The organism is Paraburkholderia sp. SEWSISQ10-3 4, from assembly GCF_030464785.1.
GTDB classification, from domain to species: domain Bacteria; phylum Pseudomonadota; class Gammaproteobacteria; order Burkholderiales; family Burkholderiaceae; genus Paraburkholderia; species Paraburkholderia aspalathi.
This window is the reverse complement of sequence record NZ_JALPRI010000006.1, coordinates 280,242-295,152: the sequence shown is the minus strand read 5'-3', so window position 1 is coordinate 295,152 and position 14,911 is coordinate 280,242. Positions and strand designations below refer to the sequence as shown.

Below are 14,911 nucleotides of genomic sequence, written 5' to 3'. Positions count from 1 at the left end.
AAAGAAAAGTAGGTGCCCCCCCGCACAGGGGGAACGCTAATAAACCACTAACAAATCAAGGAAAGGCCAAAGTCCTAAGAACACTGACAAACAAGCGCCGCGAAGGCAAAAACAAAAACCAAAGCCTTACCGCTGCGGCGCCCGAAATGGCACCCACGCCCCCACATCCACATCCCAATCATCAAGTTCAGACGGTGTCATAACATGCTCCTTTATAAAGAGTGCAAACAACCCACCGCGATGAAAATTTCTTTTGGAAACCGAATCATCGCGGCGCATTCGCCTTACTGCCCATTCGCCACGCGAGTAACATCGCCACTAGTCCCTTCCTGCAATGCAATGCGCGCAGCCTGCGTCTGACCAATCAGACCTTTATTCGGATACGACGTACGATTCAACGCAGGCAGCGAACCATCGCGATACGCAGCGACCAGTTCAGCATTAACTTCAGCACGCGTTTTGCCGACGGTAGTCGGAGCAGGCAACGTTTGGTAAGTGCCAGCATGCCCAATGCCCCCACCGTTGCTTTGAGCAAACACCGGTGCGCTGGCAAGCAGCGACAGAGCCAGACCTGCTAAGAGATTGCGCTTCATGATTCACTCCTGTCGATTCGTTTGCAGCACGAGCGGCGCTGCGACAGGGTGAAATGTAGACTTCGAGGTGATGCGGATAAATCGCACTTTCGCGAAATGAATTGTCGCGAATCTAGAACAATCGCGACGACGTGCGTGCTAGCTGGTTACTGCAGGGCAACCGCGGCATTAGAGCCGCGGTTGAAATTCACTTTTCCATAATCTGTGCTTCAACTCACGCGAATCAGGCAACCCACTCCGTTATCACCGGCGTGTCGGCTATCGGAGCAGATTCGCGTTCTTCGAAAGTGCGCTTCGTGCACATCGCGTCGAGACTGCCGCGTCCGCTCAGCAACGGGCAGCGGTCGAACAGCTCGGCAATCCAGTCTACGAAAACACGGACTTTAGGCGACAGATGCCGACTGTGCGGATAGACTGCGGAAATCGGCATCGGCAAAGGTTTCAGCTCCGGCAACACTTCAACCAGCTGTCCCGAACGCAGATGCGGCAGCACCATGAAGAGCGCCGGCTGAAACAGGCCGAAGCCTTCCAGACCGCACGTTACGTAAGCATCGGCGTCGTTCACCGACACAATGCTCTTCATCTTCACTTCGACTTCTTTGCCATCAACCATGAAGGCCCAATCGATCGTGCGCCCCGTGCGGCTCGAAAAATAATTGACTGCTTTGTGATTCTCGAGGTCTTCGAGCGAAGTCGGCATGCCCGCCCGCTCGATGTAGCTGGGGGCCGCGCATGTCACGCCCTCGAACAGACCGATACGGCGCGCCACCAGCGAGGAATCCTGTAGCGCGCCCACCCGCACCACGCAATCCACGCCTTCCTGCAGCAGATCGACGGGCCGGTCCGTCAATCCGAGCTGCAGGTCGATGTCCGGGTAACGCGTGTGGAATTCACACAGCGAAGGGATCACGAGCAAACGCCCGATCGATCCCGGCATGTCGATGCGCAGCTTGCCGTGAGGCTTTTTATTGCCGCTCTGGAAGCTGGCCTCGGTCTCTTCGACGTCCGCGAGGATGCGCACGCAGCGTTCGTAATACGCCGCGCCGTCCGGCGTCAGCGACAAACGCCGCGTGGTCCGGTGCATCAAACGCGTGCCGAGGAACGCTTCGAGGTTCTGAATGATGGTGGTAACTGATGCGCGTGGCAGATCGAGCGTTTCCGCCGCGCGGGTAAAGCTGTTGGTGTCGACGACGCGCGTGAACACTTGCATGGCCTGAAGCCGGTCCATTGCAAACCTCCAGAAAGGGGCGGACGCACCGAGCAGGAATCGAATCCGCAGAGCAATCGCATTCGATTGTTCAGGGGCGCCGAATTGTGTTGCCGGATTATAGGCATTTATTTACGAGTCTGCCGAACCCACAATTCGCACCATTGAAGTTCTATGCGCATTGCGCGGCTCGACATGGATGCATTTAAACCGCCGTACTCGTTTGTGCCCGCCGGCAGCGGCCCGGCACAGGCTGACAGCACGGCACTCGACGTCACTGACGTGCAGATCGAAGGGCACGCACAGGACATTACGTTGCGTTTGTACCGCCAGGCACAGAAAGCCGCATTGCCGGTATTGCTTTACTTCCACGGTGGCGGATTTACCAAGGGTTCGATCGATCAGGCGGACTTCGCCGCCCGGTATTTCGCAGAACACTTACCGGCGCTGGTCGTTTCGGTCGGTTATTCGCTGGCGCCGCAGTTTCCGTTTCCGGCGGCGCCTGAAGACGCCCATCGCGCGGCGCTGTGGGTGCAAACACGAGCACGCGCGTTTGGCGGCAATAGCAAGAAGGTCGGCGTGGCGGGCCACGATGCCGGCGGGCAGTTGGCCAACTGCCTCGCTTTCATCGCGCGTGATCGCGGCGACGTGCGCATTGCGGCGCAAGCGCTGTTTGGACCGATGCTCGATCCAAGCCTGACGCGCCTCGGCGACGAAAAGCGCCTCGGCTCAGATATCACCGCGAAGGAATGCGCGGCGTGTTATCGCGCGTATCTGCCGCAAGCGTCGCAACGCATGCATCCGTATGCCGCGCCGCTCGAATCGTCGCGCCTCGCGGGCCTGCCGGCCACGCTGATCGCGACGGCGCAAAACGACGTGCTGCACGTGGAAGCGGAGAAATACGCGAGCGGTCTGATCGACGCGGGTGTGCTGACCCAGGTGGTCCGCTATCCCAGCGTTTCGCACGCCGCGTTGGCCGACCATCCGCCCGCCTTGCAGGAAGCGGTGCGATTTTTTCAGTGGCGCTTCGATGCACGCGCCCATCGCTGAGACACCAATAAGCAAAACTTTAATCAACGATACCGGGAGCTTCTCATGACCATCCTTCCTCTTTCCCGTCGCCGTGTGGCGATTGCCGTGCTAGCCGTCATCGTGGTGGCCGGGCTGGGTACGTTCGGCGCGATCCGCGTCGACGCGAGCTCGCCTGCTGCGCCGACCATCGTGCCGGAAGTCGACGTGGCCACCGTGGTGCAAAAGACCATCACCGACTGGCAAAGCTATTCGGGCCGCCTCGAAGCGGTCGAAAAAGTGGACGTCCGTTCGCAAGTGCCGGGCACGATCGTGTCCGTCAATTTCAAGGACGGCGCCCTCGTGAAGAAGGGCGACACGCTGTTCGTCATCGATCCGCGGCCGTACGCGGCTGAAGTCGATCGCACCGAAGCACAGGTCGCGGCGGCGCAGGCGCGCACGGGCTATACGCAAAGCGATTGGGAGCGTGCGCAACGCCTGATCGCCGACAACGCGATCGCCAAGCGCGATTACGACGAGAAGCAGAACGCCGCGCGCGAAGCGAGCGCCAACCTGAAGGCCGCGCAAGCCGCCGTCGAAACCGCGCGTATCAATCTCGGCTACACGAAGATCGTCGCGCCGGTGTCGGGCCGCGTCTCGCGTGCCGAAATCACGGTGGGCAACGTGGTGTCGGCGGGTGCAAGCGCGGCGCCGTTGACCACGCTGGTGTCGGTTTCGCCGATCTACGCATCGTTCGACGTCGACGAACAAACCTATCTGCAGTACCTGAGCCGCGCGAAGGATGGCAGCAAGGTGCCCGTGGACCTGGGGCTGGCGGATGAAAGCGGCTACTCGCGCAGCGGCACGATTGAATCCGTCGACAACCGGCTGGATACGTCGTCCGGCACGATCCGGGTGCGCGCGCGCTTCGATAACCAGGACGGTGCATTGATCCCTGGTCTCTATGCGCGCGTGAAGGTCGGCGGCAGCGAGCCGCATCCGGCACTGCTGATCGACGACGCCGCAGTGGGCACCGATCAGGACAAGAAGTTCGTGCTGGTGGTCGATCAGAGCAACCACGTCGTGTACCGGGAAATCGCAGTGGGCGGCATGCAGGGCAACCTGCGCGTCGTCAAGGGCGGTTTGCAGGCAACCGACCGGATCGTCGTGAACGGTGTCCAGCGCGTACGTCCGGGCGATGCAGTGCGCGCTCACATGGTGCCCATGACCACCGATCAGGATCCGAACAGCGCGCCGCTTGCGCAGACGCGAGCAAAAGCAGCGGACAAGAATTCGTGAGTCTCGTGTGCCGCGCTTGGCCAGTCTCGTTGACTGGCCGTAGCAGGCGCATGCTCCAACGTTAAGAGCTTCCCATGAACATATCCAAATTCTTCATCGATCGACCGATCTTTGCCGGTGTGCTATCGGTATTGATCCTGCTGGGGGGCATTATTTCGCTCTTCAAGCTGCCGATTTCGGAGTACCCGGAAGTGGTGCCGCCTTCGGTGGTGGTGCACGCGCAATATCCGGGCGCCAATCCGAAAGTGATCGCGGAGGCCGTTGCGGCGCCGCTCGAAGAGCAGATCAACGGCGTTGAGAACATGCTGTACATGCAGTCGCAAGCCAATAGCGACGGCAATCTCACGCTGACGGTGACCTTCAAGCTCGGCACCAATCCGGACCTGGCGACGCAGCTGGTGCAGAACCGCGTCAACCAGGCGCTGCCGCGCCTGCCGGAAGACGTGCAACGGCTTGGCATCACGACCATCAAGAGTTCGCCGACGCTGACGATGGTGGTCCACCTGATCTCGCCGAACAATCGCTACGACATGACGTACCTGCGCAACTACGCGTTGCTCAACGTCAAGGACCGCCTGGCGCGGATTCAGGGCGTCGGCGAAGTGCAGTTGTGGGGTTCGGGCGACTACGCGATGCGTGTCTGGCTCGATCCGCAGAAAGTCGCACAGCGTGGCTTGACGGCGACCGAAGTGGTCAACGCAATCCGTGAGCAGAACATTCAGGTGGCAGCCGGTGTGATCGGCGCATCGCCTTCGGTGCCGGGCACGCAACTGCAGTTGTCGGTGAATGCGCGTGGTCGTTTGAAGACTGAGGGCGAATTCGGCGACATCATCGTCAAAACTGCGCCGGATGGCGGCGTGACGTACCTGCGTGACATCGCACGCGTCGAACTGGCGGCGTCGGAATACGGCTTGCGTTCGCTGCTCGACAACAAGCCTGCTGTGGCGCTCGCTATCAACCAGGCGCCGGGCGCGAACTCGCTCGCGATTTCCGACCAGGTTCGTTCCGCGATGAAGGAACTGGCGGAAGACATGCCGGCAGGCGTCGAATACAAGATCGTTTATGACCCGACGCAGTTCGTGCGCTCGAGTATCGAGGCGGTGATTCACACCCTGCTCGAAGCGATCGCGCTGGTGGTGATCGTGGTGATCGTGTTCCTGCAGACGTGGCGTGCGTCGATCATTCCGTTGATCGCAGTGCCGGTGTCGATTGTCGGTACGTTCTCGTTGCTGCTGGCGTTCGGCTTCTCGATCAACGCGTTGTCGTTGTTCGGGATGGTGCTGGCCATCGGGATCGTGGTGGACGATGCGATCGTGGTGGTGGAGAACGTCGAGCGGAACATCGAAAATGGACTCAGTGCGCGCGATGCGACTTATAAGGCCATGCAGGAAGTGAGCGGGCCGATTATCGCCATCGCGCTGACGCTGGTTGCCGTGTTCGTGCCGCTCGCTTTCATGACCGGCTTGACGGGTCAGTTCTACAAGCAGTTCGCGATGACCATCGCGATCTCGACGGTGATCTCGGCGTTCAACTCGCTGACGTTGTCCCCGGCGTTGTCCGCGATGCTGTTGCGTGGCCATGGTGCCAAGGAAGACTTCCTGACGCGTGTGATGAATCGCGTGCTGGGCCGCTTCTTCAAGGGCTTCAACAAGGTGTTCCATCGCGGCTCGACGGAATACGGCCGTGGCGTGAAAGGCGTGCTGCGTCGTAAGGGCGCGATGCTCGCGGTCTACGCGATCCTGCTGGGTGCAACGGTGCTGATCTCGCGCGTCGTGCCGGGCGGTTTCGTGCCGGCGCAGGACAAGGAATACCTGATTGCGTTTGCGCAATTGCCGAACGGTGCATCGCTGGACCGCACGGAAAAGGTGATCCGCGACATGAGTGCGATTGCCTTGAAGCAGCCTGGCGTGGAAAGCGCGGTGGCGTTCCCTGGTTTGTCGGTGAACGGCTTCACCAATAGTTCGAGCGCGGGCATCGTGTTCGTCACGCTGAAGCCTTTCAAGGAGCGTGGCAACAAGAAACTCTCGGCCGGCGCGATTGCCGGTGCGTTGAACCAGCAGTACGGCGCGATCAAGGATTCGTTCGTCGCGGTGTTTCCGCCACCTCCTGTGCTTGGCCTGGGTACGCTGGGCGGCTTCAAGATGCAGTTGGAAGATCATGGTGCGGTGGGCTACGCAGAGTTGAACAAGGCTGCGGAAGCGTTCGTGAAGAAGGCAGCGCAAACGCCTGAACTCGGACCGACGTTCTCGAGCTATCAGATCAACGTGCCGCAATTGAACGTCGACCTGGATCGCGTGAAAGCCAAGCAACTCGGCGTGCCGGTCACGGACGTGTTCAACACGATGCAGATCTATCTGGGCTCGCTGTATGTGAACGACTTCAACCGCTTCGGCCGTGTGTATCAGGTGCGGGTGCAGGCTGATGCGCCGTTCCGTCAACGTGCCGATGACATCCTGCAACTGAAGACGCGCAACGCTGCGGGCGACATGGTGCCGTTGTCGTCGCTGGTGACGGTGACGCCTACGTACGGTCCGGAAATGGTGGTGCGTTACAACGGCTATACGGCTGCCGACATCAACGGTGGTCCGGCGCCGGGCTTCTCGTCGGGCCAGGCGCAGGCCGCGGCCGAACGCGTGGCGGCGGAAACCTTGCCGCATGGCGTGAAGCTCGAATGGACCGACCTGACGTATCAGCAGATCATCGCCGGCAATGCGGGCCTGTGGGTGTTCCCGATCAGCGTGCTGCTCGTGTTCCTCGTGCTGGCCGCGTTGTATGAAAGCCTGACGCTGCCGCTCGCGGTGATTCTGATCGTGCCGATGAGCGTGCTGTCTGCGCTGACCGGCGTGTGGCTCACGGGTGGTGACAACAACATCTTCACGCAGATCGGTTTGATGGTGCTGGTGGGGCTGTCGGCGAAGAACGCGATTCTGATTGTCGAGTTCGCTCGCGAACTCGAACATGACGGGCGTACGCCGCTGGCGGCGGCGATCGAGGCGAGCCGCTTGCGTCTGCGGCCGATTCTGATGACGTCGATCGCTTTCATCATGGGTGTGGTGCCGCTGGTGCTCTCGAGCGGAGCGGGTTCGGAGATGCGTCATGCGATGGGTATCGCAGTGTTCTTCGGCATGCTCGGCGTGACGCTGTTCGGCCTGATGCTGACCCCTGTGTTCTATGTGGTGCTGCGTACGCTGGCGGGCGGGACGATTCACGTCGCGCAGAAAGACGCGCCGCACCTTGGTGCGCCGGTGACGGACGCCTGAGGAGAAAATAATAATGAAGCGTTTTGAATCTTTAAGCGGGTGGGGCAGAGCGGCTGCCAGCGGTTTGCTGCTGGCATTGCTCGCGGCCTGCTCCGTGGAGCCCACGTATAAGCGGCCCGACGTGGATACGCCGGCTGCGTTCAAGGAAACGCCGACTGCTGCGTCGGCTGCGTCCGGAGCGTCGGCTACATCGGCTACCTCCGCCGCATCGCCGCAGGACACGGGCACCTGGAAGCAGGCTCAGCCCGCCGACGACGCGCATCGCGGCGAATGGTGGACGATTTTCGGCGACCCGCAGTTGAACGCGCTGGAAGAACAGGCGGCTGCCGCGAATCAGGACTTGAAGGCGGCTGCAGCGCGCGTGCAGCAGGCGCGTGCGGTGACGCAGGCGGCGAAGTCGGACTGGTTCCCGAAGTTCGACGCGGGCTTCGGCCCGACGCGTGAACGGGCTTCGGCGGCCTCGCAGTTTCAGCCGGATAGTGCGGGCGGGACGAACGGCACGATTTGGCGTGCGCAGGTTGGCGCATCGTATGAAACCGATCTGTTCGGGCGGGTTGGTTCGAACGTGAATGCGTCGCGGGCGGACGAGCAGCAAAGTGAAGCGTTGTTCCGGTCTGTGCAGTTGTCGCTGCAGGCTGATGTTGCGCAGAACTACTTTCAATTGCGCGAGCTGGACACGGATCAGGATCTGTATCGCCGTACCGTGGCGTTGCGCGAGGACACGCTGAAGCTGGTCGAACGCCGTTTCAAGGAAGGCGATATCGGCGAGCTGGATGTTTCGCGCTCTCGCAACGAACTGGCGAGTGCGCGTGCCGATGCAGTTGGTGTGGCACGTCAGCGCGCGGCCTCCGAGCACAGCCTGGCGATTCTGCTCGGCAAGCCGCCGGCGGATTTCTCGTTCGCGGAGGCACCGCTCGTGCCGGTGACGGTGCGTGTGCCGCCAGGTTTGCCTTCGGCGCTGCTCGAACGTCGGCCGGACATTTCGGCGGCGGAGCGGGCGATGATGGCGGCGAATGCGCGGGTCGGTCTGGCGAAGTCGGCGTTCTTCCCGAAGCTCGATATCACGGGTGCGGCTGGTTTTGAATCGGCGACGCTGGGCGATCTGTTCAAGTGGTCGAGCCGCGCGTTTATTCTCGGGCCATTCGCCGGTACCGCGCTGACGTTGCCTTTGTTCGACGGTGGCCGCCGCAAGGCAAACCTCGCGCAAGCTCGCTCGAAGTACGACGAAGATGTCGCGCAGTATCGTCAACAGGTGCTGGTGGCGTTCCGTGAGGCCGAGGACAACCTTGCCGATCTGCGTTTGCTCGACGATCAGATTCGCGAGCAGAACGATGCAGTCGTGGCCTCGCAACGCGCGGCGCATCTGTCGCGCACACAGTACACGGAAGGCGCGGTCAGCTATCTGGATGTGATCGACGGCGAGCGGCAGGTGCTGACATCGCAACTGCAGGCGAGCCATCTGTCGGGTACGCAGGCGGTGGCGACGGTCAATCTGATTCGCGCGCTGGGCGGCGGCTGGGGTGATGTGAAGCCTGCGGGCGATGAGGCGGTGGGGGCGGTTGCGCCGGCTTCGGGTGCGGTTGGTGCGTCTGCTTCTACGTCTACGTCTGCTTCTGCGTCGGTGGAACAGGTGGCGAAGCGCTAAGGTTTAGGTTTAGTTTTAGTTTGTTGGCTGGTGAAGAACGCCGGGTTGCGCGAAAGCGCGGCCCGGCGTTTTTTCTTTGGTGACGTGGTGTGCCTGCTCCATGGGGCAAGCCCCAAATCATTTTTCCGGCTTTCCTTCCAAAAATCCGTTCGTAGACCGCCGGTTTCCCGCCGTCTATGATGAATCGCACCTCATCTGGAGAGAGGCGATGACCTGTCCGACCTGCCGCTGTCCGCGCTGATCCGCCCGCGCGTTCTATCGCTGCCGCACGCCGGTTAAACCGCGCGCTGCAGATTTCTGTTGTCCGACCGATTTCGGCGCGCCTGCCCGCATGCCGCGGGACCGGCTCGCCTCGAAACACACCACGCCCCCCATCCTAACGAGTTCACCATGCGCATTTCTCTGACCACTGTACGGCGTTTTTTCAAGGCGCGGACGCTGACGTTCCTCGGCGCGTTCGGCCTCGCGCTAACGTTGTCCGCAACGCCCGCGATCGCGGCGGACACGCCCACGCTGAAAATCGGCACTGCCACCAGCCCGCAAATCGAGGCGCTCAAAGTCGCCGCGCGCGAAGCGAAGGAGCAAGGGCTGGACGTGAAGATCATCGAGTTCACTGACTGGAATACGCCGAACGCGGCGCTTGCCAACAAGGATATCGACGTCAACTATTTCCAGCACATCCCGTTTCTCGAGAACGCAAAGAAGCAGGGCGGTTATAACTTCGTCGCAATTGCACCGGGCACGATCATGAAGATCGGCCTGTATTCGAAAAAGATCAAACGCTTCGATGAATTGAAAGACGGCGCCACCGTCGCCATCGCTAACGATCCGGTCAACGGTGGTCGTGGTCTGTTGTTGCTGCAACGCGCCGGTCTCATCAAGCTGACGCCAGGCATCGACTATCGCGCTACGACGCTCGACATCATCGACAACCCGAAGCACCTGAAGATCGTTCAGCTCGAGGCCTCGCAATTGGCCCGCTCGCTCGACGACGTCGATCTCGCCCAAGGCTACCCGAGCTTCATCAAGCTCGCGGGCACCACCGACCCGAATAGCGCATTGTTGTTCGACGGTCTGGAAAACAAGAACTACGCGATCCAGTGGGTCGTGCGTCCGGAAAGCGCAAATGATCCGCGTATCCGCAAGTTCATCTCGATCTATCAGCATTCGCCCGCTGTGCGCGCGGCGCTCGACAAAGCCTTCGGCAGCCTCTACGCCGTCGCCTGGTAAGGCGCGCCGCTAGCAACGTTGCAACCAGCAAGGAGCCGCACGATGGCGAAGAAAAAGATCCTGCTGAACGCGTTCAATATGAATGCGGTCGGTCACATCAATCATGGTCTGTGGACGCATCCGCGCGACCGTTCGGCGCATTACACCGACCTCGACTACTGGACGAGCCTCGCGCAAACGCTCGAGCGCGGCAAGTTCGACGGGATCTTTCTCGCGGATATCGTCGGCGTATACGACGTTTATCAGGGCGGCCCGGAAACCTCGTTGCGTGAATCGGTGCAGATTCCGATCAACGATCCCTCGCTGATCGTGCCTGCCATGGCACACGTGACGAAGCATATCGGCTTCGGCGTCACGTCGAATCTGACTTACGAGCCGCCGTACCTGTTCGCGCGTCGCATGTCGACGCTGGATCACCTGACGAAGGGCCGGGTGGGCTGGAACATCGTCACCGGCTATCTGGACAGCGCCGCGCGCGGCATGGGTCTCGCGCAACAGATCAGCCACGACGACCGCTACGACCGCGCCGACGATTACATGGACGTGGTCTACAAGCTATGGGAGCAAAGCTGGGAAGACGACGCGGTGGTGCGCGATCGCGAGGCGCGTATCTTCTCGCGCCCTGACAAGGTGCATCGTGTGAAACACGACGGTCCGTACTATTCGATCGACGCCATTCATCTGAGCGAGCCGTCGCCGCAACGCACGCCGGTGTTGTATCAGGCGGGTTCGTCGAGCCGGGGCGTTGATTTCGCGGCGCGTCACGCGGAATGCGTATTTGTCGGTGGCCAGAACAAGCAGCTCACGCGTTCCATTGTCGACGACATTCGCGCACGGGCCGTCAGCTTCGGCCGCGCGCCGGACGATATCAAGATCTTTGCAGGCATCACCGTTGTAGTCGGCGAAACAGAACGCGCCGCGCAGGAGAAATTCGAAGAGTACCGGCGCTATGCGAGCGCCGAGGGCGGCATTGCGCATTTCTCCAGTTCGACCGGCATCGACTTCTCGCAGTACGAGCTGGATGAGCCGATTTCGTATGTGAAGACCGAATCGATGCAATCGGCTGTTGAAGCGATTTCGAAGAAGAGCGTGAGCGGCGTATGGACCAAACGCAAGGTGCTCGAACAGATGACGCTCGGCGGCCGCGCGAAGCCCGTAGTCGGGTCGCCGCAGCAGATCGCGGACGAGCTGGTGTCGTGGATAGAAGAGGCCGGCGTCGACGGATTCAATCTGACGCGCACTGTCATGCCCGAATCGTTCGAAGACTTCGTCGATCTGGTAGTGCCGGAATTGCAGAATCGCGGCGTCTACAAGGAAGACTACGATCCGGCGCCGACGCTGCGCGAAAAACTTTTCGGCGGCGGCCGCGCGCGACTGCCTGAGGTGCATGCCGGCGCGCAGCATCGGCGTCGCGTGCAAAGCGGCGCGCGATCCGCTGTGGACGCTTGAGAGGAACGAAGCCATGGCTCATCTTTTCGACACGCCGCAATTCATTGAAGACGCACCGTCTCTCGCCTTGAATCGTGATGCGGCCGATGCCGCGCAAGAAGCCGTGGTATTCGACGACGTGGGCAAGGTGTTCGCTAACACTCGCGGTGTGTCGACTGCGGCCCTGGCGAACATCACGCTGAAGGTGGCGCGAGGTGAAGTGTTCGGCATTATCGGCCGAAGCGGCGCAGGCAAATCGACCCTGCTGCGGCTCGTCAATGGTCTGGAAAAACCGAGTTCCGGCGCCGTGCGTGTGAATGGCGTGAGTGTCGGCGAGCTCGACGAACGCGGGCTGGTCACGCTGCGGCGGCGCATCGGCATGGTGTTCCAGCACTTCAATTTACTTTCCGCGAAGACGGTGCGCGAGAACATTGCGTTGCCGCTAAAAATCGCCGGCGCGCCTAAAGCTGCGATCGACAAAAAGGTCGACGCCTTGCTCGAACTGGTCGGCCTGTCGACCAAGCGCGATGCCTATCCGGCGAGTTTGTCCGGCGGGCAGAAACAGCGCGTTGGAATTGCGCGCGCCCTTGTGACCGACCCGGACATTCTTCTGTGCGACGAGGCGACCTCCGCACTCGATCCTGAAACGACGCAAGCCATTCTCGCGTTGCTGCGCGATATCAATCAGCGGCTCAACCTGACCATCGTGCTGATTACGCACGAAATGCAGGTCATTCGCGAGGTCTGCGATACGGTGGCCGTGATCGAACGCGGTGAGGTGGTGGAGACGGGGCCGGTGTGGCGCGTATTCGGCGACCCACAGCATGATGCGACGCGCGCGTTGCTGCGGACCCTTGTGCATGATCTGCCTGCGGATCTCGCCGCGCGCGTCAAACCGTTGCACGAGATCGAACAAGCGGATGCGCAGATTCTGCTCGACGTGCGCTTCACCGGCAACGATGCGCGTGAGCCTGACCTGGGCGGGTTGACGTCCGCATTGAGCATTGAAGGTGGCCGCGTGAGTTTCGTGCATGGCGGCATCGACCGGATTCAGGGGCATGCGCAGGGGCGTCTGGTAGTGTCGGCGGAGGTGCGCGCGGACGCGGAAGGCACGGTGCAAAAGCAGATCGCGACGCTGCTCGAGCGTGCGCGTCACTATGCCAATCACGTCGAGGTGCTCGGTTATGTCTGATCTCTGGCTCTCGGAACTCGCAGATGCCATTCGCGACACCATCGTCATGGTCGGGGTATCGGCCTTCGTTGCGGCGCTGATCGGCATTCCCCTTGCACTGGTGCTGGTTACCACCACACGCGGCGGCATCTTTGAAAAGCGTGTGGTGAACAGCACACTCGGCGCGCTCGTCAATGCGTTCCGCTCCACGCCGTTCATCATTTTGCTGGTCGCGCTGTTGCCGCTCACGCGTTTGCTGATCGGCACGACGATCGGCGTATGGGCCGCCATCGTGCCGCTCAGCATCGCAGCGATTCCTTTTTTTGCGCGCGTGGCCGAAGTGAGCTTGCGCGAAGTGGACCGCGGTTTGATCGAAGCCGCGCAGGCAATGGGCGCGCAGCGCCGGCATATCATCCGGCATGTGCTGCTGCCTGAAGCGCTGCCGGGCATTCTCGGCGGCTTCACGATCACGGTGGTGGCGATGATCGGTTCCTCGGCCATGGCGGGCGCGGTGGGCGCCGGTGGTCTCGGCGATCTGGCGATCCGCTACGGCTATCAACGTTTCGATACGACCGTGATGGTGACGGTGATCGCATTGCTGATCGTGATTGTGACGGCGGTGCAGTTCGTCGGCGATCGCTTCGTGCGACGGCTTGCGCAACGCGCATGATCTTCGCCTTTCGCCCGCTATTTGCATGACGAATACGCGCTTGCGGCCCACGTTTTCAGCGCTGACGCCACGGTCTATCATCCTATTTGCGACGCTGGGCGCAGCGAGACTCCCGCTCGCCAAACTTCTCCACGTGGACATTGCATGAACGAACCTCGACATCCCGAGGCGCTGCAACCGCTGCAAACCGGCGCTGCGCCTGTGGTGCGCGATCTGACCGGCTTGCTCGATGCGTTGCGCGCCAGCGCGGCTCAGCGCGATCGCGACGGCGGTCACGCCGCGCAGGAAAAACAATGGATCGCCGACGCAGGGCTGCTTACGCTCGCCGTGCCGCGTGAATTCGGCGGTTCCGGCACGCGCTGGCCCGAGATCTACGAGACGATCCGCCAGATCGCGCGAGTCGACAGTGCGCTCGCGCATCTGCTTGGCTTCACGTGCCTGCAGGTGGTCAGCGTCAATGTATGGGGCAACCCGGAACAACGTGCCCGCTATCTGGGCGGCACCGTGGAAGAGCGCTGGTGGTGGGGCAATGCGGTCAATCCGCTCGACACGCGACTCGTTGCAAGCGCAACCGCCGACGGTGGCTATCTTTTAGATGGGCAGAAAGGATTTTGTTCGGGTACGCGCGGCTCGCACATGATGACGGTTTCCGGGCACGATCCGGTCGCCGGCAAAGCGGTGTTCGCGGTGGTGCCAACCGCGCGTGAAGGCATTACCGTTCACGAAGACTGGAATCCGATCGGTCAGCGGCAAACCGATAGCGGCAGCGTCTCCTTTGTGCAAGTCAAGGTTGAACCGCACGAGGTGCTGGAGCGGGCCGACACCTCATACGCGAGCCTCCGCACGCTGATCTCGCAGCAGGTGCTGATCAATCTGTTCGTCGGCATCGCGCAGGGCGCGCTCGAAGAAGCACGCGCCTATGTCACGCAGTACGGCAAGCCGTGGATATCTTCGGGCGTCGAAAAAGCCACCGACGATCCTTACCTGATCCAGCGCTTTGGCGAGATGCGTCTGCAGGCGGTGAGTGCGGAAGCGCTGGCAGTGCGTGCCGCCTACGCGCTCGAAGACGCATGGCAACAAGGCCCGACGCTGGACGCCGAAACCCGTGCACAGGTGGCGCTCGCCACCTCGGAGGCGAAAATCGTCGCGCACCGCGCCGCGCTCGACGTCAGCGAAAAACTGTTCGATGCCTGCGGCGCGCGCGCCACCCACGCGCCACTCGCGCTCGACCGCTTCTGGCGCAACGCTCGCGTGCATACGCTGCACGATCCACTCGACTATCGCGTACGCGACGTCGGCCGTTATGCGTTAAGCGGGACATTGCCGGAAGTTTCTTTGTACACTTGAGGCGGTTCGCGGCGGCCTGCATGAGGCGTCGCGGTTTATCCCCTTCAAGAGAC

At 61.5% G+C, this 14,911-nt stretch carries 11 protein-coding genes; 9 read left to right on the top strand and 2 right to left on the bottom strand.

Features of this window, described 5'->3' with window-relative positions; translation table 11 throughout:
- Positions 1–284: 284 nt before the first annotated feature.
- Complete coding sequence (locus M0D68_RS16260; RefSeq protein ID WP_054039092.1) at positions 285–593, bottom strand: DUF4148 domain-containing protein; 309 nt, start codon at positions 591–593, stop codon at positions 285–287.
- A 223-nt stretch (positions 594–816) separates the two neighbouring features.
- Positions 817–1,821, bottom strand: a complete 1,005-nt coding sequence (locus M0D68_RS16255; RefSeq protein ID WP_093634718.1) for a LysR family transcriptional regulator — start codon at positions 1,819–1,821, stop codon at positions 817–819.
- Between the two features lie 174 nt (positions 1,822–1,995).
- On the opposite strand from M0D68_RS16255, the gene M0D68_RS16250 reads away from it, so the two are divergent.
- The 9 genes from M0D68_RS16250 (at position 1,996) to M0D68_RS16210 (ending at position 14,858) form a co-directional block, all read left to right on the top strand.
- The gene (locus M0D68_RS16250; protein WP_200618264.1) at positions 1,996–2,850 is read left to right on the top strand and encodes an alpha/beta hydrolase; all 855 of its coding nucleotides are present in this window, start codon (positions 1,996–1,998) and stop codon (positions 2,848–2,850) included.
- A gap of 45 nt (positions 2,851–2,895) precedes the next feature.
- Complete coding sequence (locus M0D68_RS16245; RefSeq protein WP_093634717.1) at positions 2,896–4,107, top strand: efflux RND transporter periplasmic adaptor subunit; 1,212 nt, start codon at positions 2,896–2,898, stop codon at positions 4,105–4,107.
- A 74-nt stretch (positions 4,108–4,181) separates the two neighbouring features.
- Entirely contained in the window at positions 4,182–7,367 is a 3,186-nt protein-coding gene (locus tag M0D68_RS16240) for an efflux RND transporter permease subunit (RefSeq protein WP_200618265.1), read from the top strand.
- Between the two features lie 13 nt (positions 7,368–7,380).
- Entirely contained in the window at positions 7,381–9,012 is a 1,632-nt protein-coding gene (locus M0D68_RS16235; protein ID WP_200618266.1) for an efflux transporter outer membrane subunit, read from the top strand.
- A gap of 390 nt (positions 9,013–9,402) precedes the next feature.
- Complete coding sequence (locus M0D68_RS16230; RefSeq protein WP_200618267.1) at positions 9,403–10,242, top strand: MetQ/NlpA family ABC transporter substrate-binding protein; 840 nt, start codon at positions 9,403–9,405, stop codon at positions 10,240–10,242.
- Between the two features lie 42 nt (positions 10,243–10,284).
- A complete protein-coding gene (locus tag M0D68_RS16225) occupies positions 10,285–11,691 on the top strand; it encodes an LLM class flavin-dependent oxidoreductase (RefSeq protein ID WP_266224839.1) in 1,407 nt (468 codons plus the stop codon).
- 13 nt (positions 11,692–11,704) lie between these two features.
- Entirely contained in the window at positions 11,705–12,862 is a 1,158-nt protein-coding gene (locus tag M0D68_RS16220; RefSeq protein WP_266224837.1) for a methionine ABC transporter ATP-binding protein, read from the top strand.
- Entirely contained in the window at positions 12,855–13,511 is a 657-nt protein-coding gene (locus tag M0D68_RS16215; RefSeq protein WP_093634711.1) for a methionine ABC transporter permease, read from the top strand. The genes M0D68_RS16220 and M0D68_RS16215 overlap by 8 nt, the downstream gene beginning before the upstream one ends.
- 144 nt (positions 13,512–13,655) lie before the next feature.
- Positions 13,656–14,858, top strand: coding sequence for an acyl-CoA dehydrogenase family protein (locus tag M0D68_RS16210; RefSeq protein WP_200618269.1), 1,203 nt, complete (start codon positions 13,656–13,658; stop codon positions 14,856–14,858).
- The last annotated feature ends 53 nt before the right edge of the window (positions 14,859–14,911 follow it).